Origin of the sequence: Iodidimonas muriae (genome assembly GCF_014647255.1) — a bacterium.
Taxonomy (GTDB): Bacteria; Pseudomonadota; Alphaproteobacteria; order Sphingomonadales; family Rhodothalassiaceae; genus Iodidimonas; species Iodidimonas muriae.
The window spans coordinates 97,922-120,963 of sequence record NZ_BMOV01000006.1; the positions used below are offsets into that span (position 1 = coordinate 97,922).

Annotated in this window: 18 protein-coding genes, 1 tRNA gene and 1 pseudogene; 12 read left to right on the plus strand and 8 right to left on the minus strand. The window is 54.9% G+C overall.

Annotation, left to right across the window (positions count from 1 at the left end; genetic code table 11):
- Positions 1-53 precede the first annotated feature (53 nt).
- Entirely contained in the window at positions 54-308 is a 255-nt protein-coding gene (nrtS, locus tag IEX96_RS09430; RefSeq protein ID WP_229773642.1) for a nitrate/nitrite transporter NrtS, read from the plus strand.
- A 54-nt stretch (positions 309-362) separates the two neighbouring features.
- Here the strand turns inward: nrtS and hspQ are convergent, their stop codons facing one another.
- Both hspQ and IEX96_RS09440 read right to left on the minus strand, forming a co-directional pair.
- Positions 363-692, minus strand: coding sequence for a heat shock protein HspQ (gene hspQ / locus IEX96_RS09435; RefSeq protein WP_150005129.1), 330 nt, complete (start codon positions 690-692; stop codon positions 363-365).
- Between the two features lie 96 nt (positions 693-788).
- Positions 789-1,235, minus strand: coding sequence for a hypothetical protein (locus IEX96_RS09440; protein WP_150005128.1), 447 nt, complete (start codon positions 1,233-1,235; stop codon positions 789-791).
- 109 nt (positions 1,236-1,344) lie between these two features.
- On the opposite strand from IEX96_RS09440, the gene IEX96_RS09445 reads away from it, so the two are divergent.
- From IEX96_RS09445 to pssA, 3 genes are all read left to right on the plus strand, one after another.
- Complete coding sequence (locus tag IEX96_RS09445) at positions 1,345-3,165, plus strand: ABCB family ABC transporter ATP-binding protein/permease (RefSeq protein ID WP_229773643.1); 1,821 nt, start codon at positions 1,345-1,347, stop codon at positions 3,163-3,165.
- A 166-nt stretch (positions 3,166-3,331) separates the two neighbouring features.
- The gene (locus tag IEX96_RS09450; RefSeq protein WP_373293764.1) at positions 3,332-4,045 is read left to right on the plus strand and encodes a phosphatidylserine decarboxylase; all 714 of its coding nucleotides are present in this window, start codon (positions 3,332-3,334) and stop codon (positions 4,043-4,045) included.
- A complete protein-coding gene (gene pssA, locus IEX96_RS09455; RefSeq protein WP_150005126.1) occupies positions 4,045-4,833 on the plus strand; it encodes a CDP-diacylglycerol--serine O-phosphatidyltransferase in 789 nt (262 codons plus the stop codon). The genes IEX96_RS09450 and pssA overlap by 1 nt, the downstream gene beginning before the upstream one ends.
- A gap of 17 nt (positions 4,834-4,850) precedes the next feature.
- Here pssA and IEX96_RS09460 read toward each other — a convergent pair whose 3' ends face one another.
- The 3 genes from IEX96_RS09460 to IEX96_RS09470 form a co-directional block, all read right to left on the minus strand.
- Positions 4,851-8,024: an efflux RND transporter permease subunit gene (locus IEX96_RS09460; RefSeq protein WP_188873832.1), complete on the minus strand. Its 3,174-nt coding sequence runs from the start codon at positions 8,022-8,024 to the stop codon at positions 4,851-4,853.
- Positions 8,021-9,115, minus strand: coding sequence for an efflux RND transporter periplasmic adaptor subunit (locus IEX96_RS09465; RefSeq protein ID WP_150005125.1), 1,095 nt, complete (start codon positions 9,113-9,115; stop codon positions 8,021-8,023). The genes IEX96_RS09460 and IEX96_RS09465 overlap by 4 nt, the downstream gene beginning before the upstream one ends.
- 106 nt (positions 9,116-9,221) lie before the next feature.
- Positions 9,222-9,761, minus strand: a complete 540-nt coding sequence (locus IEX96_RS09470) for a PadR family transcriptional regulator (protein WP_150005124.1) — start codon at positions 9,759-9,761, stop codon at positions 9,222-9,224.
- 195 nt (positions 9,762-9,956) lie between these two features.
- On the opposite strand from IEX96_RS09470, the gene IEX96_RS09475 reads away from it, so the two are divergent.
- Positions 9,957-10,751: an SPOR domain-containing protein gene (locus tag IEX96_RS09475; protein ID WP_188873833.1), complete on the plus strand. Its 795-nt coding sequence runs from the start codon at positions 9,957-9,959 to the stop codon at positions 10,749-10,751.
- A 531-nt stretch (positions 10,752-11,282) separates the two neighbouring features.
- On the opposite strand, the gene IEX96_RS09480 is transcribed toward IEX96_RS09475, so the two are convergent.
- Positions 11,283-11,356, minus strand: a tRNA-Gln gene (locus tag IEX96_RS09480).
- A 211-nt stretch (positions 11,357-11,567) separates the two neighbouring features.
- On the opposite strand from IEX96_RS09480, the gene IEX96_RS09485 reads away from it, so the two are divergent.
- From IEX96_RS09485 to guaA, 6 genes are all read left to right on the plus strand, one after another.
- On the plus strand, positions 11,568-12,638 hold the full coding sequence (locus IEX96_RS09485) for a Ppx/GppA phosphatase family protein (protein ID WP_188873834.1): 1,071 nt from the start codon (positions 11,568-11,570) through the stop codon (positions 12,636-12,638).
- Position 12,639: 1 nt separating this feature from the next.
- Positions 12,640-13,371 carry an RlmE family RNA methyltransferase gene (locus IEX96_RS09490; protein WP_150005122.1) on the plus strand — a complete coding sequence of 244 codons (732 nt, stop codon included), beginning with the start codon at positions 12,640-12,642 and terminating at the stop codon, positions 13,369-13,371.
- Between the two features lie 99 nt (positions 13,372-13,470).
- Entirely contained in the window at positions 13,471-14,943 is a 1,473-nt protein-coding gene (gene guaB, locus IEX96_RS09495) for an IMP dehydrogenase (protein WP_188873835.1), read from the plus strand.
- A 75-nt stretch (positions 14,944-15,018) separates the two neighbouring features.
- Positions 15,019-16,332: an RsmB/NOP family class I SAM-dependent RNA methyltransferase gene (locus IEX96_RS09500; RefSeq protein WP_150005121.1), complete on the plus strand. Its 1,314-nt coding sequence runs from the start codon at positions 15,019-15,021 to the stop codon at positions 16,330-16,332.
- A gap of 133 nt (positions 16,333-16,465) precedes the next feature.
- Positions 16,466-16,993: a tetratricopeptide repeat protein gene (locus tag IEX96_RS09505; protein ID WP_188873836.1), complete on the plus strand. Its 528-nt coding sequence runs from the start codon at positions 16,466-16,468 to the stop codon at positions 16,991-16,993.
- An 86-nt stretch (positions 16,994-17,079) separates the two neighbouring features.
- Positions 17,080-18,627 carry a glutamine-hydrolyzing GMP synthase gene (guaA, locus tag IEX96_RS09510; protein ID WP_150005119.1) on the plus strand — a complete coding sequence of 516 codons (1,548 nt, stop codon included), beginning with the start codon at positions 17,080-17,082 and terminating at the stop codon, positions 18,625-18,627.
- Positions 18,628-18,781: 154 nt separating this feature from the next.
- Here the strand turns inward: guaA and IEX96_RS14325 are convergent.
- Positions 18,782-19,063 (minus strand): annotated as a pseudogene (locus IEX96_RS14325) (type II toxin-antitoxin system RelE/ParE family toxin); the annotation flags it as partial.
- An 18-nt stretch (positions 19,064-19,081) separates the two neighbouring features.
- Complete coding sequence (locus IEX96_RS09520) at positions 19,082-21,334, minus strand: hypothetical protein (RefSeq protein WP_150005118.1); 2,253 nt, start codon at positions 21,332-21,334, stop codon at positions 19,082-19,084.
- 769 nt (positions 21,335-22,103) lie between these two features.
- Here IEX96_RS09520 and panB point away from each other — a divergent pair.
- Positions 22,104-22,958 carry a 3-methyl-2-oxobutanoate hydroxymethyltransferase gene (gene panB / locus IEX96_RS09525; protein ID WP_150005117.1) on the plus strand — a complete coding sequence of 285 codons (855 nt, stop codon included), beginning with the start codon at positions 22,104-22,106 and terminating at the stop codon, positions 22,956-22,958.
- Positions 22,959-23,042 lie beyond the last annotated feature (84 nt).

The following is a 23,042-nucleotide window of genomic DNA, read 5'->3' on the forward strand; positions in this document are numbered from 1 at the left end:
ACGCTATTGTGCGGACTCTATTTCAAATCCGCAGCAAGGACGCAAGAGAGATCATGACCAATCAAGACGGCAGGGTGACTTTTTGGCAGGCATTAAGGATGAAGCCGGTGGTGCACCGTGCCGGGCGGGTGGCGCTGATCGTGGGGACGGTTTTGGTCTTGATCAATCAGGGCGAGCTTTTTCTTACCGGTGAAATGCCGCCCTTATGGAAGATAGTGCTGACCTTTGTGGTGCCTTATTGCGTCTCAAGCTATTCCAGCGCTGCGCATATTGCCGAGAAAAGCCGCCAAGAAGACGCACAAGTCTAAAGCGTTTTAGAACGCTTTATCCGCAGACACGGTTCCTATTTAAGATTTGCGCCTTTAATTCATGCTGATGGATTTCAGGCTGTAACGCCCGCCATCAAAACTATCGAACAGATCGTCGATATCGGGATGGCGGCAGGGCCCCCCTGAATCCGGCTCCAGATTCTGTTGGCTCACATAGGCGAAATAGGTGGACGTGTCGTTTTCGGCCAGAACATGATAAAAGGGTTGCTCTTTTTTGGGACGTGCCTCTTCAGGGATGGATTCCCACCATTCTTCATTATTGTCGAATTCGGGATCGACATCGAAGATCACGCCGCGAAAGGAGAACAAGCGGTGCTTGACCACCTGGCCGATGCAAAACTGTCCTTTGCCTAATTTAGGCATTGCTCTCATCCTGTTGTTACGCACGTTCAATACAGAGTTGTTTGATAGATAAAACCTCTATCCCATTGGTTAAGCAGGATAAAGTCTGGTTTAGAGCTAGGTTTGTGGCAAGCGTCCCCGTAAGCTGGAAATTTTGGAATCCAGAGATATCAAAATGATGGTCATGGTTTCCAGAATGCTGTCGAAATCGGTTGGCGCGTCAAATATGGTCGCGCTTTCCAGGGAAATATGCCCCGTTTTATCGAGCAAGATATGGTCATGGGTGCGAAATTTTGATCGTTCCGTTTCGGCAATGGCCGTTTTGCGGGCGTCAGGGTCCTGCGCAGAAAAGGGAAGGACGCCCAATTGTGCGCGCAAATTCAAGGTGCATTGCCCGAAATGGGGCTTGCCAAGATGGGCCTGAAAGACAATGCCATCCCATGTGAAGCTGAAATCCAGAGGCAGGCCTATGGTGGGATTGTCCAAGTGCTCCTGTGCCTGCATCAGAATATGATGCAATTGCGGCAATTGGTCAGTCTCGCTATGTGACATGGTCTGCATCATATATATCGCCCGGTTTCGTGGTCACAGCGGTGGCGGGATAAAGATTTTTGCGTGCCAGAGTCTACGGCCATGGTTTTAATGAAGCGTAAAATTTGAATGACTATTTGCCATGAAAGGGCAATTGATGCCGAAAGGCCTGAAACACGATCCTTTACAAAACAGCCCTTCGGCAGGCCATTGGCCGGTGATCAAGCGGTTAAGCCCCTATCTTTGGCCCAAAGGGCGTCCGGATCTTCGTTGGCGCATTGCTTTATCGCTGCTATTGCTTGTGGCCGCAAAGGTGGTGACGGTTTACACGCCGTTTTTCTACAAAGCAGCCATTGACGGATTGTCCAACCCTGCGCAACAAGCCGTGGCGTTGCCCCTTTTGTTGCTTGTGGCTTATGGGGTGGCCCGTTTTGGCTCGGTGGCTTTGGCGCAGATCCGCGATGCGATTTTTGCCAAAGCGTCCCAGCATGCCTTGCGGTCTGTGGCATTGGAAACATTTTGGCATCTGCATGCGCTGTCCTTGCGCTTTCATCTGGAACGCCAGACCGGCGGGCTTTCCAGAGCCATAGAGCGCGGCACCCGCGCCATTGATTTCCTGTTGCGGTTCATGACCTTCAACATCGTTCCAACCATATTGGAACTGCTGTTTGTCGGAGGCGTTTTTTATGTTCATTTCGGCTGGCACTTTGCCGTTGTTTTGCTGATATCCGTTGCCGCTTATATCGGGTTTTCAGTGATGATAACCGAATGGCGCACCCGTTTTCGTCGCACCATGAATGCACAAGACAGAAAAGCCAACAGCCGGGCGGTGGATAGCCTGCTGAATTTTGAAACGGTAAAATATTTCGGCAATGAAGCCCATGAAGCCGCACGCTACGACAAGGCCTTGGCCAGCTATCAGGAGGCGGCGGTCAAAAGCCAATCGTCTTTGTCGGCCCTGAATGCGGGGCAGGCGTTGATCATCAATGCCGCTTTGGCCAGTGTGATGGTGATGACAGCGCAAGGCTATTTGGCCGATCGCCTGACATTGGGGGATGTGGTTTTGGCCAATGCCTTGCTGATCCAGCTTTTTGTGCCGCTTAATCTGTTGGGATTCGTGTACCGCGAAATCAAGCAATCGCTGATTGATATGGAATATCTGTTCGGGCTTTTGGATGCGGACCGCGAAGTGGCGGATAAGCCCGACGCCAAAGCCTTGGTGGTGAATGGCGCGCGCTTGTCCTTTCGTAATATGTGCTTTGGCTATGATGCGCGCCGGCAGGTTTTGCACGATATATCCTTCGAGGTTCCCGCGGGGAAAACCGTTGCCATTGTAGGGCCCAGTGGCGCGGGAAAATCCACTTTGTCGCGGATATTGTACCGTTTTTACGATATTGAATCCGGCCATGTGGAGATCGACGGGCAAGATATCCGGGATGTGACCCAAGCCAGTTTACGCGCTGCCATCGGGATCGTTCCCCAAGATACCGTCCTGTTCAATGACAGCATTGCCTATAATATTCGCTATGGGCGCCCTGATGCCCGTGAAGACGAGGTTTATGAGGCGGCAAAACTGGCCCGTATTGACGATTTTATCGCGCGTTTGCCCGATGGATATGAAACACGGGTTGGGGAGCGCGGGTTGAAATTGTCGGGCGGGGAAAAGCAGCGGGTGGCCATTGCCCGAACCATTTTGAAAGACCCGCCCATTTTGCTGTTGGATGAAGCGACAAGCGCCTTGGACACCCGCACAGAACGGGAAATACAGGATGCCATTGAACGTGTGGCGCGCAATCGCACAACGCTGGTGATTGCCCATCGGCTGTCCACTGTGGTCAATGCCGATGAAATTTTGGTGCTGGATGAGGGGAAAATCATCGAGCGGGGCCGCCATGAGACATTGTTGCAAGCAGGCGGGGCCTATGCCGCCATGTGGCAACGTCAGCAAGAAAACGCAGGATAGGGGACGGGGGAGGAACCGTTCTTTTCGCTTGCTCAAGCACAGCAAACCAAAGTTGAAATGCCCTGATCTGTCTCTTTCGTGCAGGCTCTATTTGACCTTTGCATGGGAATTGGTCAAATTCCGCGCAATCTGTCATACATCGGGGCGCAATGGCCCTGAACAAGAACTGGAAAGGCTCGCTTTCATGGACCCGTTTCGCTCTGCCTTCAACCGCGTGCACCGCGAGGGCGTCCCCTTCGTATTGATTGCCTTCGCTTTGGCCGCCCTTTCCATGGTGTTTATCAGCGAGGTGCTGGGCTGGATATTGATCGTTCTGGGCCTTTATATCGTTTATTTCTTCCGCGATCCTGTGCGGATGACGCCCATTCTGGATACGGCATTGGTCAGCCCCGCCGATGGTGTGGTGTCGAAAATCGAACAGGCTGTGCCGCCTGTGGAATTGGAAATGGGCGAGGGCGCCCGCACGCGAATCTCTATTTTCCTGTCGGTGCTGAATGTGCACGTGAACCGGGTTCCATCCGATGGCACCATCACAAAACTCAATTATATTCCCGGTAAATTCATCAATGCCACTCTGGATAAGGCCAGCGATGAAAATGAACGCCAGCTTGTGCGGCTGGATCGGGCTGATGGCCGGTCGGTGGCCTTTGTGCAGATTGCCGGCCTGATTGCCCGGCGCATTGTGTGCAATTTGGAAGTGGGCCAGACAGTGGAAGCTGGCGAGCGCTTTGGGATTATTCGTTTTGGCAGCCGCATGGATGTCTATTGCCCTGAAGGCATGGAGCCGGTGATCGCTGTCGGCCAAACGGTGGTCGGTGGTGAAACGGTGATCGCCGATGACAAACCGTCCCATAAAAATATTCAGGGGCGCGCTTCCTGATGGTCAAACGCGCCTCCCGCAATTCCAGCGGCAATGGACGCCGCACCTTCACGGCGCGTATGATGGCGGCCAATGTGGTTACCACCCTTGCGCTATGCTCGGGCATGACCGCCATTCGCTTTGCCATTGAAGGCCGGTTTCAACTGGCTGTGGTGTTTGTTGTTGCAGCGGCGGTTCTGGATGCCATGGACGGGGCCATTGCGCGTTTATTGAAAAGCACCAGCCGGTTCGGGGCCGAGCTTGATTCATTGTCCGATGTGGTGGCATTCGGCATGGCTCCGGCCTTTTTGCTTTATGCCTGGGGCTTGGGCGATATGGGGCGCATTGGGTGGATTGTGGCTTTGGCCTTCGGGGTTTCTGTGGCTCTGAGACTGGCACGTTATAACGCATCCATAGATGAGGCGGACGATCCCTATAAAGCCATGGGATTCTTCACCGGCGTGCCTGCGCCGGCGGGGGCCATGCTGGTTTTGTTGCCGATGTTGCTGGATTTCGCTTTTGAATCGGCGTTGTTTCAAAAATCGTTCGTTCTGGTGGGATATGTGGCGATCATTGCAACGCTGGTGGTATCGCGGGTACCCACCTTTTCATTGAAACAATTGCGGGTGCGCCGAGAAGCGATGGTGCCCAGCCTGTTTGTGATCGCCTTGTTTGCCGCATCTGTCACGGTTTATCGCTGGGCCGCCATAGCCATTGTTGCCATTGCCTATTTGGCCTCGATTCTTTTGTCTTGGCGGGTTTATCGCCGCAAGCTCAAAATTGCCGATAAAAACGCCGCGCAGGATTGACAAAAAAGTGCTAGCGGTTATTCCGCCGCTTGCGTTACATCTTTGATTTCTTTGATTGTTTTGTCTTCAATGCCCGCTTTTTTGGCTTTACGGGCTGCTTTCTTTTCCTTGCGGATAATGCGCCAAGCCAGCATGGACGGGGTGACAATCAATGTCAGAACGGTGGCAAAGCTTAGCCCGAACACAATAGCCAAAGCCAGATCCACCCAGATAAAGCTGGTGGGGGAACCGATTTCCACCGCGCGGGAAACGAAATCCACATTGAACTGGAACACCATGGGCAGCAGCCCGATCACAGTGGTGATGGTGGTCAGCAAAACCGGGCGCAAGCGTTGGGCGCCGGTGCGGACCACAGCTTCCAAAGGCGGGATGCCCTGTTTGACCAAACGGGCATAGGTATCGATCAGAACGATATTGTTGTTCACCACAATCCCTGCCAGCGCGATGATGCCCACCCCTGTCATCACGATCACAAAGGGCCGGTCTGTCAGCCACAGGCCGAACACCGCGCCCACCGTTGATAACAGCACGGCGGTCAGGATCAGCCCCGCCTGATAAAAGCTGTTGAACTGCGCCAGCAAAATCAGTCCCATGCCGAACAATGCAATAACGAAGGCATTAAGCAAAAAGCTGCCCGATTCCTTTTCCACTTCATCCTGGCCCGCAAAACGGATCGAGACGCGCGGATCGAAATTCTGGTCGGCAATCCATTTTTTGATTTCGATCACCTTGGCCGCAGGCTGCACGCCTTCAGCCACATCGCTGGCAAGGGTCATGACCCGCTGTCCATCGATGCGTTCAATATCGCCGGTTTTGGGGCGGGCATTGCGCTCCACGAAATTTCCGATGGGCACCGAGCCGAACTCTGTAGGAATACGCAAGGTATCAAGGGCGAGAATGCCGCGTTGGTCGACCGGAAAGCGCACCCGGATATCCACCTCGTCATCGGCTTCATCGGGGCGATAGCGTCCAACCAATGCGCCATTGGTGACAAGCTGGATGAAACTGCCAACGGTGGTAAGATCGGTGCCAAAGCGGCCTGCTTCGGCGCGATCCACCTCTAACCGCCATTCAATTCCGGCCACGGGGCGGCTGTCCTCCTGATCCACCAGCCCGTCCATATTGTCGATGAACTCGCGAATACGTTCTACCGTGGGGGTGATCAGGCTGGGGATGGCGCTGGCCACCTCGATCTCGATGGCTTTTCCTTGCACCGGCCCTTGTTGTTCTTCGGAAAACTCCACTTTGACGCCGGCCACATCAGCAACCCGTTCGCGGATTTCTTGTTCAATTTCCGTTGCAGGGCGGCGCTCGTCCCAATCCTTGAACAGCAAGGTCACGCGGCCAATGGTATCTTCCGCATCGCCCGAACCCGCGCCGATGCGGGTATAGCGGTTTTCCACCCCATCGATATCCAGAAGGCGGCTTTCCACATCGGAAACCAGCGTATTCATTTCCGTGATGGAAAAATTGCCGCGTGCATGGACAAGCACGCGGGCGCTGTTAGGCTCGCCATCGGGAAACAGGATCTGTCCGTTATTATCGGTGATGAACAGCCCCCATGCGCCGATCAGGGCCACAAGGGTCAGGGCCATGATCTTGCCGGGATGATGGATCAGAACCGATAAAAGCCGCGTGTACCAACCGGTGATGCCGCTCAGAGACTTGGGATCGAAGGTCTGGTCCCCCGCCAGATGTTCCATCAGGTCGGGATCTGCCTGGCCGGGTTTGCCGATCAAGGCGCCAAGGGTGGGCAAAAAGATCAAGGCCATCAACAGCGACCCGATCAGGGTGAAGATCAGTGTCAGCGGCAGATAGCTCATGAAATCGCCGATGATACCGGGCCAGAAAAGCAAGGGCGCAAAGGCAACCAACGTGGTCGCGGTCGAGGCAATAATAGGCCATGACATGCGCTGGGCGGCCAATCGGAAGGCCTCTTTCCGGTGGTGGCCCTCCAGCATCTTCCGGTCGGCATATTCCGTTACCACAATGGCCCCGTCCACCAGCAGCCCCACAGCCAGGATCAGGCCGAACAACACCACGGTATTGATGGTGTAGCCCAAGGCATAAAGCACCAAAATCCCGAAGAGGAACGCGCCGGGAATGGACACGCTGACAAGGGTGGCCGAGCGCCAGCCAAGAGCCGCAACAACAACGATGGAAACCAGCGCCACCGCAGACAGAACGGAATTGCGCAAAGTGCTCAGGAAGTCGGTCACATAAACCGATGTATCGCCCAAAAATTCGTATTGCATGCTGCCGGGCCAGCTTTTGGCCGCGAATTCTGTCATGGCTTTGGCGGCCTGCGCCGTTTCAACGGTGTTGGTGCCCACACGTTTGATCACTTCGATGGTGATGGCGGGGCGGCCATTGAAGCGGGCCAGAGATGTGGCATCCTTGAAGGTGCGGCGCGCCTCGCCAAGATCGGCAAGGGTGACAACCCCGTCGCGGGATGTCTTGACCGGGAGGTTGGCCACATCGCGGGCGTCTTCAAACAGCCCGGGAACTTTTACGGAAAACCGCCCGTCACCCGCATCAAGGGCGCCAGCGGCGATCAGGCGGTTGTTGTTTTGCACCACCGTCAAAAGCTCGTTCAAGGACACATCATAGGTTTCGATCCGGGTGGGATCGACCACCACTTCCAAAACCTCTTCGCGCTTGCCGCCGACCTGGGCTTCCAAAACGCTGGGAATGGTTTCCAGCTGGTCTTTCAGGGTTTCCGCAATGCGGACCATGGTGCGTTCGGGCGCATCGCCAAACAAGACCACCGTTATGATGGGTTGCTTGCCTGCGGAATATTCCGCGACAACCGGCTCTTCGCTTTCATTGGGCAGATCGGCCTTGGCCATATCCACCGCTTCCCGCACATCCAAAAGCGCCTGATCCGCATCCACATCGGATTGGAATTCCAGCACGATGCTGGCCCCGCCCACAAACCCGTTGGCGGTCATTTCCTTAACGCCTTCAATGGTCTGGAGCTGACGTTCCATGGGTTTGATGATCATCCGTTCGGCATCTTCGGGGGAGATGCCGTCATGGCTGATGCTGACGGAAAAGAAGGGGAACTGGACGTCTGGATTGTCTTCTTTCGGGATGGCGTAATAGGCATAGCCGCCAGCCAGCAAGATCATCATCAAAAGCGATAAAATCAACCGCTTGTGATCGACCGCGCTTTTGATGATCGAATTCATTGGCTTATTCCCGGCTGTATGGCAGCCTGAGGCTGTAATACGGTTCGGACTTTTTGACCGGCTGTGACAAATTCTTGCCCAACGGTGATGACCTCTATCTGATCGGGCAATCCACCCACCCAGATTTTATCCCCCGCATCGCTCAGGATGGTCACAGGATAAAACACAACCAGCCCATCTTGATCTGCGGCCCGAATGCCCAAACGTCCATCGGCATCCAGAACCAGCGCGGTCGGGGGCAGGGGATGGGCGCGGATGATTTCCAAAGGCACATGAATGGTTGCCGTCATGCCATCACGCAAGGAGCGGTCTTCATTGGGGATGGCCACTTCGACCCGGAAGGTACGGGTGCGTTCGGATGCCGTGGCGGAAATAAAACGGATGGTGCCGGTCTGTTCTTCAATACCGTCAATTTGTACCCGTGCTTTGGTTCCCAAAGACAGGGCTCCCACATCGCGCTCCGATACTTCGCCCACAATAAGGAACGGCGTTTCATCAATGAGGCGCGCGCAGACGCCGCCTTGTTGCAGATAATCGCCAATTTCTGCGGGTCTGTCATCGACCAGACCGGCAAAAGGTGCTCGGATTTCTGTATTGTCCAAGGCGATCTGCATTTGGCTGAGCTGCGCTTGGGCCGCTTCGAATTCCGCTTTGGATTGTGCAAGCTGCGTGGCGGAGCGATGGCCTTTTTTCACCAATTCAAGGGCTGCATCATATTCCAGTTTTCGCTGGTCGCGGAGAGCCTTGGCCTGCGCCAAATTGGCTTTTCTATCTTCGGTGGACAGGCGGCAGATAACGGTGCCGAGTTCCACACGTTGGCCTTTTTCCACCGGTGTTTCCACCACACGGCCGGTGATTTCCGCCTGAAGTTCTACCGAGCGAATGGCTTCGGTGCGGCCTCTTATTTCCAGATCCCGTTGAAATTCGGTGGCAATGCTTTTTTTTGTCCGGACCGAAAACGCGGTCTGCGCGGGCGTTTGGGATTTTTGCTCGTTTGTTTCGGTTTCCGGTGCTTTAAAAAGCATGCCGGACAAAACCCAGATCACAAGCACGACCGTAATCAACGCGGCAAGAAGAAAGGACTTTTTCATAGGGTGGTCGATCCTGATAGATATCGTTTTTATCAAAGCCAATCAGACGATTGAACGTTTTTTGAAGATGACGTCGACATCCCCGTTTTCGGTGCCGTGATAGAAATTACTCGGCCGCCTCGCCAGAATTGGTGATCTGGGCAAGAAGGTCGTCTTGGTGGTTCTGTAAATAAGACAAAGCGGCCTTTTGCATTGCGACACCATATTCCAGAACAAAGCGCGAGGCCGGCGACATATCATCCGCCAACAAAGCCTCTAAAGACCGGATGCGTGTATCATGGTCTTCGATACGTTCATTGACCAGATCGCTAACCCGGTCGGGGGAAACGGCTTCGGCAAACAAAAGCGCGGCCAGAAATTCGGAGCGGTTTTTATCAGGGCCGGGGGCTTTGCGCAATTGATCTGTCAAGGCGCGCTGGCCTTTTTCCGTCAGGCTGTAAACCTTTTTGTCGGGCCGCTTGTTTTGCGACATGGCACGGCAGGTGACAAACCCTTCATCGGTCAATTTTGTCAAAGCCGGGTAGATGGAGCCATAGCTGGCTTCGCTAAAAAAGCTGAAACTTCCTTCTGCGACCATCTTTTTGATTTCATAGCCGCTTGCATCACCCAAAGCGAGAATTCCAAGACAGAGTGTGCGTACATCCATGATTATTCTTCCCGATAGCCAGCATTAATAAGATACTATCGGCATGATATAGTCATTCCCGTGCCGCACTGCAATGGAATTGCAAAGAGCGCGTCTTCCGGAATGTGTTTTTCTCTTTGCCCCTTGCGCCTTTCTTTACGAAGCGGAAAGAAGCGGCTGATAGGGTTGTTGTTTATGCTGTTTCGAGGCTTTTGGATGATGCGTCACTTTTATTTGATCCGCGGTTTGATGCCTGCTTCACCATTCTGTTTGGCCGTGTCGTTGTTATGTGGCTTGTCGGCTTGCGCCTCAGCTCCCCAAACCGGGCCTGCTCCCATCGGGCTTTATCATCCATCGGCGCCAATAGAGCCAGAAAGCGCTGTTGATACAGAGCTTGCATCCTCTTTGACCTATCGGGTGGAGCAACAAGCCCGGCAGTTGAAAGCGATTGATGACGCGCTTGTGGATATTACCGGAAAGCTGGGCGGTGCCGGTGGAGATCCGGCGGCTGATATTGCGGCCATACAGCAGGATGTAAGGGGCTTGTCCGATAAGGTGGATGGCCTGATGGCGCAGTTGAATGAAACGGACAGGACTGTTGCCACCATAATGCGCCGTTTGGATATGATCGAGGCGGCAACGGTGGGCGCGGTGAAAGAGGCTGCTGCTGCGCGGGATCTTGTGAATCGCGTCGAGGGGGTAAAGGCTGCGCAAGAAGGCTATGAGCTTGAAGCCGGGCCGGGCCAATCCTATGCCATTCATCTTGCGTCTTACCAAAGCCCCGACGCTGCCAAAGAGGGATGGGACGTGCTGAAAGGCCAATATCCGGCGGTGTTGGAGCATTTATCGCCGCGTCTTGATCCTTTGCGCTTGGATCAGGCGGGCGGGCAGTTTCTGCGCCTGATTGCCGGGCCGTTTGCGGATATTCCACCGGCCAGGGAAGCCTGCGAAAGCCTGCGCCAGCACGGGGCGTTTTGCCAACTTTCCTTATTCAGGGGAGAGGGGCTTTAACCGCCTTGCTATCCCGAAAAAACCGCCGGCGTCTTTGCGCAACAGGCTTTGGCCCTTGATCAAATGGTCATCAAAGAAGCCATTCCATCCGCTCATATCACAGCGTTTTCACGCGATGCGGTATGGAGCATATTTTGCTTTTGTGCAGCACACCGCTTTGCGTGGGCGAAGGGGGCGCGCAGAGGGCGCGATGGATTTACGGTAGGCTGCCAGACTTTGAAGCATGTCTTCCAGCCCCACCCAGGCCCAAATCCCCAACAAGCCGAAAAAGAATAACCCGCCGATATGTGCGAACATCTCCATAGCGCCCTCCGTTCTTGATATGTTCTTATACCTATGGGCAAGTCATCAATCAAGAACAAAATAAGAACGAAATGGAAAATTCAGAAAAACCCATGGAAAAGCACAGGCATTCAGCATGATTTTCAGATTTTAACAGGGAGGATGATCCGGAATCCAAAGGCGAAGGGACGATTTTCGGGCCATATGCAATGGCTTTTATCGTCCGTTCCTGATCGGTTTTTAAAAGAATGGATGCCCCGGGAGGACTCGAACCCCCACTGACGGAATCAGAATCCGCTGTCCTACCATTAGACGACGGGGCAATGGTTGGATCGGCGCGGCTTATAGGGGGCGGTCGGGCTGTCTGTCAAGGGCTGTTGGAAAACTCTGTGTCGATTGCCGGCTTGGCGGGAAAGGGGAAAGCTTCTTTAAGGGAACGCAGTTTGAGACTGGCACCGCCTTTGGAAAAGGTGTTAAAGCTTAAAGCAAGTTGCGGGGTTCATGATCCTCGCTTGTGATGAGTATCAGTCGATTATGTCAGTTATTGAGGATAAAAGCCTTGCGCGGCCTGTTTCGGCCGATGAGGCAAGGCCCCGAAGGGCCGGGCCCGTTTATGGTGGCCGCGCCGTTTACAGCGCGATCGATTTGGGCACCAATAATTGCCGCTTGCTGGTGGCAAAACCGACCCGAAATGGCTTCCGTGTTATTGATGCCTTTTCCCGTATCGTCCGTTTGGGGGAGGGGCTCGAACTGTCGGGCCGCTTGTCCGATGCGGCCATGGATCGCGCTGTCGGCGCGCTGAAAATATGTGCCCAGAAAATCAAGAGCAGGAAAGTGACCTGTATGCGCTCGGTTGCGACAGAAGCCTGTCGGGCGGCGGTCAACTGCTCTGATTTCGTGGCGCGGGTGAAGCGTGAAACCGGCCTGAATCTGGATGTGATTTCCCCGGCAGAAGAAGCGCGCCTTGCGGTTGTCGGCTGTCAATCATTGATGGATCAGCGGTATAGCCATGCCTTGGTGTTTGATATTGGTGGTGGCAGCACCGAGCTTATTTTTATTGAAAAGCGGACGGGCGGGCAATTTTCCATCCTTGCCTGGACATCCGTGCCTTTTGGGGTGACGACCATTGCCGAACGCTTTGATTGCCATTCGCTGAGCTCCGAAACCTACAAAGAAATGGTTGCCCTGATTGCCAATCATCTGGCGGATTTCGAGGAGCTGGGCAAACTTGTTGGCTATGTAAAACGTGGCAAGGTCCAGCTTTTAGGCACATCGGGCACCATCACAACGCTTGCCAGTGTGCAATTGGGCTTGAAACGATATGATCGCAGCCGGATTGACGGGGCTTGGCTTCGGGCGGGTTCTGTTCATGCCCTTGCGCGGGCGGTGGCGCTGATGCCATATGAGGAACGCTTGGCCCAGCCCTGTATCGGGGAGGATCGGGTGGATTATGTGGTGGCCGGATGTGCCATTCTGGATGCTATTTTGACGCAATGGCCCTTCACACGGATACGGGTGGCTGACCGCGGGATTCGCGAGGGTGTGCTGCGCGGCCTGATGAATGAAGGCGTGGCCTTTGATACCGGACATAACAGGGAACGATAAGATGGCGCGACCGCCGGAAAAAAGAGGAGCGCGGGGGCGCAGCGGGTTGAAAGTGCGGGTGCGCACGGCGCGTGGGCGCAAATTGTCCTCGACCCGTTGGCTTCAACGTCAGCTGAATGATCCTTATGTGGAAGAAGCCCGCAGGCAGGGCTATCGCTCTCGTGCGGCGTTCAAATTGCTGGAGCTGGATGAAAAGTTCCAGCTTTTGAAGGGCGCCCGTCGGGTGGTGGATCTGGGCGCCGCGCCCGGTGGCTGGACACAAGTTCTTGTGGAGCGGTTCACCCGTTCGGGACAAAAAGACAACAAGATCGTCGGCATCGATATTCTGCCCATGGACCCGATTTCCGGGGCGGATCTGATCGAAATGGATTTTTTGGCACCCCAGGCCCCCGCTGAATTGAAGGCCCTGTTGGGCGGCCCTGCGGATATTGTCCTGTCGGATATGGCTGCCCCCACCACGGGGCATAAGCAGACCGACCATATCCGGACCATGGGATTATGCGAGGCAGCGCTGGATTTCGCCATGGATGTTTTGGAACCGGGCGGAACATTTGTCGCCAAAGTGCTGCGCGGCGGCACCGATGACGATCTGTTGCGGCGGATGAAGCTGCATTTTTCCACTGTTCGCCATGCCAAGCCTCCTGCCAGCCGCCCTGAGTCGGTGGAATGGTATGTGATTGCCAGTGGCTTTACCGGAAAATCGCAGGCTTTAAACGATCAATCCGCCCCATAGTTCGGCGGCGTCCAAGAAATCCATTGGACAGAGCGGGCCACAATGTCATATAGGCCCCAATCTTTTCTTTCGGATCGGTTAATAGGAGTGTCGGAAATCATGGGTATTCGTCTGGGTCTTACATTTGATGATGTCCTGTTGGTGCCCGGCGAATCCGATGTGATGCCCGCACAGGTAGATGTGGGCACTTATGTCACCAATGCGATCCGGCTGAATATCCCCCTGATGTCGGCGGCCATGGATACGGTTACGGAAACCGATCTGGCCATCGCTATGGCGCAGGTGGGCGGCATTGGCGTTCTGCACCGGAACAATTCCGTTGATGAACAGGCGCAGATGGTGCGGCAGGTGAAAAAGTTCGAGGCGGGCATGGTGGTCAATCCTGTCACCATGCACCCCGATGAAACGCTGGCTGATGCCCTTGATCTGATGGCGCGGCATAAAATCTCCGGTATTCCTGTGGTGGAACGTTGCGAAAGAGCCGGACCGGGAAAATTGGTGGGGATCGTTACCAACCGCGATGTGCGCTTTGCCAGCAATCCCCAGCAACCGGTGTCGGAATTGATGACCCGTGAAGGGCTGGTGACGGTTCATGCGGGCGTGTCCAGTTCGGAAGCCAAGCGTTTGTTCCATCAGCACCGTATCGAAAAGCTGTTGGTCGTGGATGAAGAATTCCGCTGCACGGGCCTGATCACGGTCAGGGATATGGAAAAGGCCGTTGCCTATCCCAATGCGGCCAAGGATGAAATCGGGCGCTTGCGGGTGGCTGCGGCCACAACCGTGGGCGATACTGGCTTTGAACGCTCATTGGCCTTGATCGATGCCGAATGTGATCTGGTGGTTCTTGATACCGCCCATGGCCATTCGGCACGGGTGATCGAAGCGGTGTCGCGCATCAAACGCGAAAGCAATTCCGTGCAGCTTCTTGCGGGCAATGTGGCCACCGCCGATGCCGCCAATGCGCTGATCGATGCCGGGGCGGACGCCATCAAGGTGGGGATCGGGCCGGGATCTATCTGCACCACCCGCGTGGTGGCCGGTGTGGGCGTTCCGCAATTGACCGCCATCATGGATGTGGTGGATGCGGCCCGGAAGAAAAATATTCCGGTGATTGCCGATGGCGGTTTGCGCACATCGGGGGATATCTCCAAAGCCATTGCCGCCGGGGCCAATGCCTGCATGGTGGGCTCGTTACTGGCGGGTACGCAAGAAGCGCCGGGTGAAGAATTTTTGTATCAGGGCCGCGCCTATAAAGCCTATCGGGGCATGGGCTCGGTTGGGGCGATGGCACGGGGCTCGGCGGACCGTTATTTCCAGGAAGATATCAAAGATGCCCTGAAGCTGGTTCCCGAAGGTGTGGAGGGGCAGGTGCCGTTCAAGGGCCCTGTGAAGAATGTCCTGCATCAGCTTGTGGGCGGGCTGCGGGCCGGTATGGGCTATTCCGGGGCGCGCACCATTCCTGATATGCATGAACGGGGCAGCTTCATACGCATTACAAATTCCGGCTTGCGTGAAAGCCATGTGCATGATGTGGCCATTACACGGGAATCACCAAATTACCCGTCCAATTGATCGAGTCTTCGGCGTGATCGGGCGATCACCAGCCTTTTACGCCGGCCATTTTATTTTTGAAAGAAAGAGGCGTTCATGACCCCTTCTGCACGCCTTGCTGCGGCGGTTGAAATTCTCGGACAGATCGATGATGCCTTGGCCCATCGCGGGGCGGCCGCCGATGTGTTGATCAAACGCTATTTTCAAAAGCGTCGCTATGCCGGATCGAAAGATCGTGCGGCAATTATAAATCTTGTTTATGGCGTGCTTCGCCGTCGCGGTGAATATGGCTGGCGTTTGATGTCGGCGGGATTGCCTATCACGCCGCTTATGCTGGCTTTGATGCATCTGCGAATGGATGGGCCTTTGGCGGCAGATCTGTTTGAAGGCACCTATGCGCCGGAAGCGCCCGGTGATGATGCCATTAGCCGGTTTGATCGGGCCGTTGGCTTGAAAAACCCGCCCTTGGCGGCGCGATTGAATGTGCCGCAATGGCTGTCTGACCGGTTGGAAGCCCGCTATGGCGATGATATAACGGCGCAGATTGATGCGCTTTCTGGGCGGGCGCCCACCGATTTGCGTGTCAATACGCTCAAGACCTCCCGCGAGGATGCCTTGGCGGCCCTTGCCGATGCGGGCATCAATGCCGAGCCGACCCCCTATAGCCCTGTTGGCATTCGTTTGGAAAAAGATAGCCAGATTAAAGGTTTGGATCTTTTTTCAAAAGGGTTGGTCGAGGTGCAGGACGAAGCCTCGCAGATTGCAGTGCAGCTCTGTGGTGCGGCTCCGAAAGCGCAAGTGCTGGAATTATGTGCGGGCGCTGGCGGTAAAACGCTGGCTTTGGGTGCACAGATGAACAATTCTGGCCAAATCTATGCCCTTGATACGGACAAGCGCCGGCTGGATGAATTGAAGATACGCACCGACCGGGCGCGTCAGACTAATTTGCAAATTCATCGTCTGACCTCCGGTGAGGACAAACGCGCCGATCAGCTATACCGCTTCCTTGGTCAAATGGATCTGGTGATTGTGGATGCGCCTTGTTCGGGCAGTGGCACATGGCGGCGCAACCCCGAATTGCGTTGGCGGCTGGATGAAGACGCGCTGGCCGAAGCCGTTGCTATCCAGCGGGCTTTGCTGCGTGAAGCCATGACGCTGGCAGGGCCGAACGGGCGGATCGCTTATATGACATGTTCGATCCTTCAAGAAGAAAACGAGAATGTGATCGACCATGCCTTGTCTGAATCCGAAGACTGGGAGTTGGCGGATTATCACCGCAAGCTGGAAGATCTTGGCTTGGAGCATTTGCCCGAAAGCGTGTCCAGTGCTCCGGAAATGCTGCAAATGACCCCCCTGCAGCATGGCACCGACGGGTTTTTCCTCGCCTTGCTGCAAAAAGTGCCGGACTAATCATAAGGGTGGCTATGGAGTGGACGGTCGATAAAATGCGCAGGGATTTTCGTGGCGTGCTATCTTGCATCCTGGCATTGCAATCACACATAAATCCTGCAGCGAACCCCTGTCCTTCATATGGAACGGCGTGATGATGTTTATGTCTTTGAAAGAAATCCGCACTTTGGGTTCCATTCTGGTTTTGAGCGGCGCGGCCTTGATGGCCGCACCGGCATCCTCCTTTGCCTATCAAGGCACAGCCCCGGCCTATCGATCTGCTTCGCAACATCTGATGATGGAAGGGCAGGCGGCGATGGAGGCGGCGGACTATAAAACCGCGCTGACCAAATTTGAAACGGCATTGGTGGCGGACCCGAACAATCTTGCAGCCCTTGTGGCCATTGGCCGGGCCCATGAAGCTTTGGGCGACCGCAGTGCCGGGATTGCCTATTATCGGCGTGTTCTGACCATCGAACCGGATAATCGTGCGGCTTTGGCCGCCGAATCACTGGCCTATCTTGCGGATTTCGGTCTTGTGAAAGCCCGGCAGAATCTGGACCTTTTGAAGCGCCTTTGCGGGACGGAGGGCTGTGAGGAGGTGGACGAGGTTCGTGCAGCCATTGCAGCGTTCGAGGCGGAAAGCCCCGAAGACAGCCCCGCGGATCAAGGAAAAAGTTGACGATTGGGCCTTAAACAGGCTCATGCAGTCCGCTTTTGGTGCGTTCGATGATAGACAGAGCCTTTCAGCAAAGCTAAAAGCGCGTCATGTCAGATCATATCCTCATTCTCGACTTCGGCAGTCAGGTCACCCAACTCATTGCGCGGCGTGTGCGTGAGGCCGGTGTGTACTGCGAAATCGTGCCGTTCAACGCGGCCCAAGATATCCTCGACCAGTTTGATCCGAAGGGCATTATCCTGTCCGGTGGTCCGGCGTCCGTCACATGGGACGATGCGCCACGCGCTCCCGATCGGGTGTTTGATATGGGTGTGCCGGTGCTTGGCATTTGTTATGGCCAGCAAACCATGGTCCAGCAACTTGGTGGGGCGGTTCAGCCGTCTGACCATCAGGAATTTGGCCGCGCCTTCATTGATTTGGTCGCCGATTGCCGATTGTTTGAAGGCATGTGGCAAGCCGGTTCCCGCGAGCAGGTCTGGATGAGCCATGGCGATCGGGTCGAGGCATTGCCGGACAATTTCTCTGTGGTGGCCACATCGGAAGGGGCGCCTTTTGCCGCCATAGCCGATGATGAACGCGGCTTTTACGGTGTGCAGTTCCATCCCGAAGTTGTGCACACGCCCCATGGCGCGCAATTGATCCGTAATTTTGTCCATGATGTTTGCGGCTGTCAGGCCGATTGGTCGATGGCGGCATTCCGGGATGCCAAAATCGCCGAGATTCGCGCGCAAGTGGGCGACGGCAAGGTGATTTGCGGCCTGTCGGGCGGGGTGGATAGCTCGGTGGTGGCGGTCTTGCTGCATGAAGCCATTGGCGATCAGTTGACCTGCGTGTTCGTTGATACCGGGCTGTTGCGCATGAACGAGGCGCAACAGGTGGTCGAGCTGTTCCGTGGCCATTATAATATTCCGTTGATCCACCGCGATGCCAGCGAACTGTTCATGGGTGAATTGGCCGGCGTCACTGACCCCGAACAAAAGCGCAAGATCATCGGCGGCTTGTTCATTGATGTGTTTCAGGAAGAAGCAGGCAAAATCGGTGATGCGCAATTTTTGGCGCAAGGCACGCTTTATCCCGATGTGATCGAGAGCGTGTCATTTTCCGGCGGCCCATCGGTGACCATCAAATCGCATCATAATGTGGGCGGGCTGCCCGAAAAGATGAACCTGAAGCTGGTGGAGCCTTTGCGCGAATTGTTCAAGGACGAAGTGCGCAATCTGGGCCGCGAACTGGGCTTGCCGGATGCCTTTGTGGATCGGCATCCTTTCCCGGGGCCGGGGCTGGCCATCCGTATTCCGGGGGCCGTCTCTACCGAAGCGGCGGATATCTTGCGCAAGGCCGATGCCATTTATCTGGAAGAAATCCGCAATGCCGGGCTTTATGACAGTATCTGGCAGGCGTTCGCCGTGCTCTTGCCTGTAAAAACCGTGGGCGTGATGGGCGATGCCCGCACCTATGACCATGTGTTGGCGTTGCGGGCTGTGACGTCCGTCGATGGCATGACGGCAGACAGCTATCCCTTCGATCATGGCTTCCTGTCACGGGTGGCGACGCGCATCATCAATGAAGTGCGCGGCATCAATCGGGTGGTTTATGACGTGACCTCGAAACCGCCCGGCACCATCGAGTGGGAATGATTGTCACTGGGTGGTAACTGCAATCAATAGCGATCTCAACGGTACTTGTTGCGAATCGAGCGGGGGTTAAATTTGTCAGCAATTTACACTGACTGGCAGTGCCGACTTTTAGCAGTATGAGAGATTGTTCGAGAGTGCACAGCACTATCGTTCATTAAAGGGTTATGTCTGGTTGTTTTAGATAATATTGTAATGCGTGGCGGCCACGCAGGACACGGGTAATTTTAACCCTGTTGGCGATCACACGGTAAAATAGGGTATGGCTTTCTACAGGGAGGCTTCTGGTGTCGGGGAGGAACTCGGGGCGCTCTGTATCCATAAGTAACTGCTGGGTCAGCAACCAGAATTGATTCTTTATAGCGGACAGATAGCTTTTGGATTGTGCTCTTCCCCACTGTTGCAGGCCATATTGGTAAATGTCCTTGAGGTCATTTTTAGCGGCAGGCGCAACGCACTAATCCTTGTATTTGTCCTTGATTGCCTGAGTCTCGCGCTCCAATTTGGTCCGTATCCGCGCCGTTTCATTGTTGAATTCGCGCAACATCTCCAGCCGTTTCGCGTCAGTACCCGCCTTTTGCATGTCCGCCTGAAAATTGACGTTCATGACGTTGATTTCGGCAAGGAAGGCGTCTGAAAGTGTCTTTATCTCGGCATTCATTTTCGCGTAGCGCTCTGCAGTACTCAGTGTGCTTGTGGACGATTTGGCCGGTGCCGCCATGGGGGCTGCTTGACGGGCCTCGTCAGGTACCTGCTGCACCGGAACTTCTGTCGACTGTGCGGGTGATGCAGTTTGTGTCGGTTGTACTTGTTTCGTAACGCCAACCGCGGGAACTGATAGCACCCGCAAAGGCTGTCCGTTCAGATCGTCTTCTGCCAGGGCAATCAGATTCCGCTCAAAGCGGGCGACTTCCGGGCTGGTGCAATCGTAGTTATTCTTCATCTGTACCAGCCCCTGCAGCACCAGGCGCTGTGCTTTGTTGAGCAGGGGGGAGGTGCTGTCCTGTGCGCCGTAGTGAGAGCCGACCCGCTCCAGTAGTGGGAAAAACTCCGGATTGATTGTGTATTCGGCCTCATAGGTTTGCCCGGGCTCATAGTCTGTGCTGCCGTCGAAATTGATGGTTTCGGTGCCGGATGTGGTATGCACGAAAGTGCGGGTCTTGGCACCTGATTTGAGGCACTGGGCTCCCCAGGCGGCGTAGGCGTACATGTACTTGTTAGCGGCACCAACAATGAGCCCGTCATCTGCTTCGATCATACCGGAAAGCAGCTGTGTGATCGGATTCTCTGTCATGTTGACCTGGGCCATCTGACGGCTGAGCATCTCATTCACTTCCGCTCGCTGGAGCTGATCCATCTCCTGTACCAAATCGCCACGGCCGTTGTAGATTGCGTTGAGGTAACGTCCGCCTGGCAACTCACAGAATGGTGCGTCGCTGCAGGCAGGCCCGAGATGATTCGCGTTCAGATATTCCAGATGGGCTTGTGCCCGTTCGCTCAGATGTTGGTCGAGCAGCTTCAGGTAACCCTTGTCATTGCCGAACGCGGAAGCCTGAATAGGCCGGAACTGGAAAGACATGCGATCCCATGGGGTCTCGTCTCCTTCGCGGTAGTTTGAGACGCTGGCCGTCAGCGCGTCGCCGCAATACTCGTTGACCACCTGCCTGGCCCGTTCGCCTAGCGCCTTGGCGTAGTTGCCGCCGAACGCCTGGTTTCGATCTTCGCTGGGTACCGTGTAGTAAGCGTCCATCCGCCGGTTCATGCACCAGTTGTCCTGGGCCGGATAGAGCGTGAGCTTCTGGCTCTTATAGAGAGCTTTGCGGGTGCGGATGAAAGTCTGCAGATCGTCTGCGGTGTCGAGGTCCAGATCAGCAAGCTGTTTGTGGAGCGAATCCGTGAACTTGACCCACTCAATACCCCAGAGCCGCTTGAACCCGGAAGGAGAAGGGGGGGACAGGTAAAGCTCATCGCTGTGACCCTTCTCGCCGGCTTCAGCGCAGAATTTCCGAATCATCTGGACATTGGAATGGCCGCGGTTGATCACCATGGTGAACGAGCCCCAGAGTGCATAACCATCGCGGCTGGCTGTGCATTGGCCGTTCGGCCGCTCGCTGCCCAGTTCGTACCAGTGCCCGGAAATGGTGTGATGAGACACCCGCGGTGGCGATGTGCCTTCCTGCATATGGCGCTCGATGTCTGTTCCAACCAGGTGGGATCTGAGCATTTTCCCGTAGATGGCTTCGAAGCGCCCGTCCTGGAATCGAACCAGCCCATTATGATAGCCCATTTCTGCCGGTAGATAACCTTGGGCGAGGGTGTCACGGACGAGATCACTGTACCAAAGCGCATTCTGTGCCACCCATCCTGCATTCCGGTGCATTTCGAATTGGTAGACCGGCCGTGGATTGGCCGGTCGTCCTGGCACATTCACTTGGATGATGTTTGCCTGCGGGCATTGGCTGAGTACATGAGGTACCGCTCCGCGCACGTAGTCGGTTACCCGAGGCAGCATATTCTGTATTTCGGAATGCCCCGTGTAGCCGATCTCGATGCCAACCCGCTCCGCGCAAGCACCTGACCAGTGTGTGGACCACGCCTCCGAAGTCGGCCCGTAACCGGTCTTAATAGCGGCTTCCGGGATAAAGACGGTACCTCGAGCACCACCGCCAGCGAGGAGCATGAGCAGACTTAGGATGATGCGAATAGACACGAATTTGGCTCCAGAGCGACTTGGGAAAGTGTCCAAATGTAGCACGACGACTGTCGTAGGTAAAATTGTCAGCGGCTTGAGATGGTATAAAGTCGAACGCATACGGAGTAATGTGATGTATTGGACTGCACTAAATGCCCGATAAATCATTTCGTTTTTCGCTGGGATAATTTGATCAGAGTCTCCGGTTATTACGCCAAGTCATTTTTATTGACAGTCCAGCACATTGGCCAGCAACATATCAACGATATTAGACGACACCAGTTCATCCTCAGCTGCCGTTAGTGTGGATTTGGCTTATCAAAAGCGGCTGCATCACCCTGCGTTTCAACCTTTTGGATTTATGCTCGGCAGATGATAATTGGCATCACCGCATCCTCGGCCAGCCAGTTTTTTAACATTCCAATGACAATGGTTATCAGCTATTTCCTTAAATGTAGTACGTAACGGGTCAGCAACATTTACGGGCAGTTTTCGAATAGCTTTAATTGTTTTCCTTCTGTAATGCGCTGTAAACATATGTAAAATTTAGTATTATGCTATTTTTATTCAGGTAGTAAATATTGCTGAGCGTTATTGGGTCGGGCAGCAAGGCGGCCTGCGAACTTCCGGGCAAGAAGGTGACCGGGTTTTGTGAGATTTTTTGAAGATGGTATTTTCCATGCTATCAGCCAAATATGAAATCATAAATCACTGAAAATACGGTGAAAAATTCACTCATTGACAATCGAGTGGGAATGACCCTCAAGGGTCGGTGAAAGGAGTTCTCATGAGCGTTCAACCACCCTCGGAGACAACAGCATCCGCGCCCATAAAGCGTTTGACGGTGCCGAACTTGATCAAGCGTAAACAGGCCGGAGAGCCCTTGGTGACGCTGACGGCCTATACGGCCCCTATGGCCCGGCTTCTGGACCCCCATTGCGAGCTTTTGCTGGTGGGCGACAGCATGGGCATGGCGCTGTACGGCATGGACTCCACCTTGGGCGTAACCATCGACATGATTATCAATCATGGTCGGGCCGTGGTGCGTGGATCAAAGCGGGCTTTGGTGGCTCTGGATATGCCCTTTGGCAGCTTTGAAGCATCAAAGCAGGTGGCCTTCACCAATGCGGCCAGAATGTTAAGCGAAACCGGTGCGCAGGCGGTGAAGCTGGAAGGCGGCAAGGAAATGGCGGAAACTGTGCACTTTTTAGTGGAACGCGGTATTCCGGTGATCGGCCATGTGGGGCTTCGTCCGCAATCGGTGCATGTGATCGGGGGCTATGCCGCCCAAGGCCGCGATGAAGATGCGTGGGAACCGATTATCGAGGATGCCAAAGCCATCGAAGCGGCCGGTGCCTTTGCCACTGTGGTGGAGGGAGTGGCGGAACCCTTGGCGGCCAAAATCACCGAAAGCGTGAACAATGTGGTGATCGGCATCGGGGCCTCGGCGGCCTGTGATGGCCAGATCCTTGTTACCGAAGATATGCTGGGGCTGTTCGATTGGGCGCCGCGTTTTGTAAAGCATTATGCAAGCCTTGGCCCCACCATATCGGATGCGGTGGCGCGTTATGCCGATGATGTACGGGCACGACGGTTTCCATCAACTGACGAGACGTATAAAATGCGGCGTCCGAAAAAATAAAGATAACCGGCGCGCCATCGCTGTGAATGTGATGGATTGCCTTTTGCGCTGGCGATATGGGGTGCTATGTGTTAGCGCCATGCA

Coding starts and splice junctions, on each gene's coding strand:
- guaB (WP_188873835.1), top strand. CDS start 13,471: ATGGGTATTCGTCTGGGTCTTACATTTGATGATGTCCTGTTGGTGCCC.
- guaA (WP_150005119.1), top strand. CDS start 17,080: ATGTCAGATCATATCCTCATTCTCGACTTCGGCAGTCAGGTCACCCAA.
- IEX96_RS09470 (WP_150005124.1), bottom strand. CDS start 9,761: ATGGATGTACGCACACTCTGTCTTGGAATTCTCGCTTTGGGTGATGCA.
- IEX96_RS09500 (WP_150005121.1), top strand. CDS start 15,019: ATGACCCCTTCTGCACGCCTTGCTGCGGCGGTTGAAATTCTCGGACAG.
- IEX96_RS09475 (WP_188873833.1), top strand. CDS start 9,957: ATGATGCGTCACTTTTATTTGATCCGCGGTTTGATGCCTGCTTCACCA.
- IEX96_RS09460 (WP_188873832.1), bottom strand. CDS start 8,024: ATGAATTCGATCATCAAAAGCGCGGTCGATCACAAGCGGTTGATTTTA.
- nrtS (WP_229773642.1), top strand. CDS start 54: ATGACCAATCAAGACGGCAGGGTGACTTTTTGGCAGGCATTAAGGATG.
- IEX96_RS09445 (WP_229773643.1), top strand. CDS start 1,345: ATGAAAGGGCAATTGATGCCGAAAGGCCTGAAACACGATCCTTTACAA.
- hspQ (WP_150005129.1), bottom strand. CDS start 692: ATGCCTAAATTAGGCAAAGGACAGTTTTGCATCGGCCAGGTGGTCAAG.
- IEX96_RS09465 (WP_150005125.1), bottom strand. CDS start 9,115: ATGAAAAAGTCCTTTCTTCTTGCCGCGTTGATTACGGTCGTGCTTGTG.
- IEX96_RS09485 (WP_188873834.1), top strand. CDS start 11,568: ATGTCAGTTATTGAGGATAAAAGCCTTGCGCGGCCTGTTTCGGCCGAT.
- IEX96_RS09440 (WP_150005128.1), bottom strand. CDS start 1,235: ATGATGCAGACCATGTCACATAGCGAGACTGACCAATTGCCGCAATTG.
- pssA (WP_150005126.1), top strand. CDS start 4,045: ATGGTCAAACGCGCCTCCCGCAATTCCAGCGGCAATGGACGCCGCACC.
- IEX96_RS09490 (WP_150005122.1), top strand. CDS start 12,640: ATGGCGCGACCGCCGGAAAAAAGAGGAGCGCGGGGGCGCAGCGGGTTG.
- panB (WP_150005117.1), top strand. CDS start 22,104: ATGAGCGTTCAACCACCCTCGGAGACAACAGCATCCGCGCCCATAAAG.
- IEX96_RS09505 (WP_188873836.1), top strand. CDS start 16,466: ATGATGTTTATGTCTTTGAAAGAAATCCGCACTTTGGGTTCCATTCTG.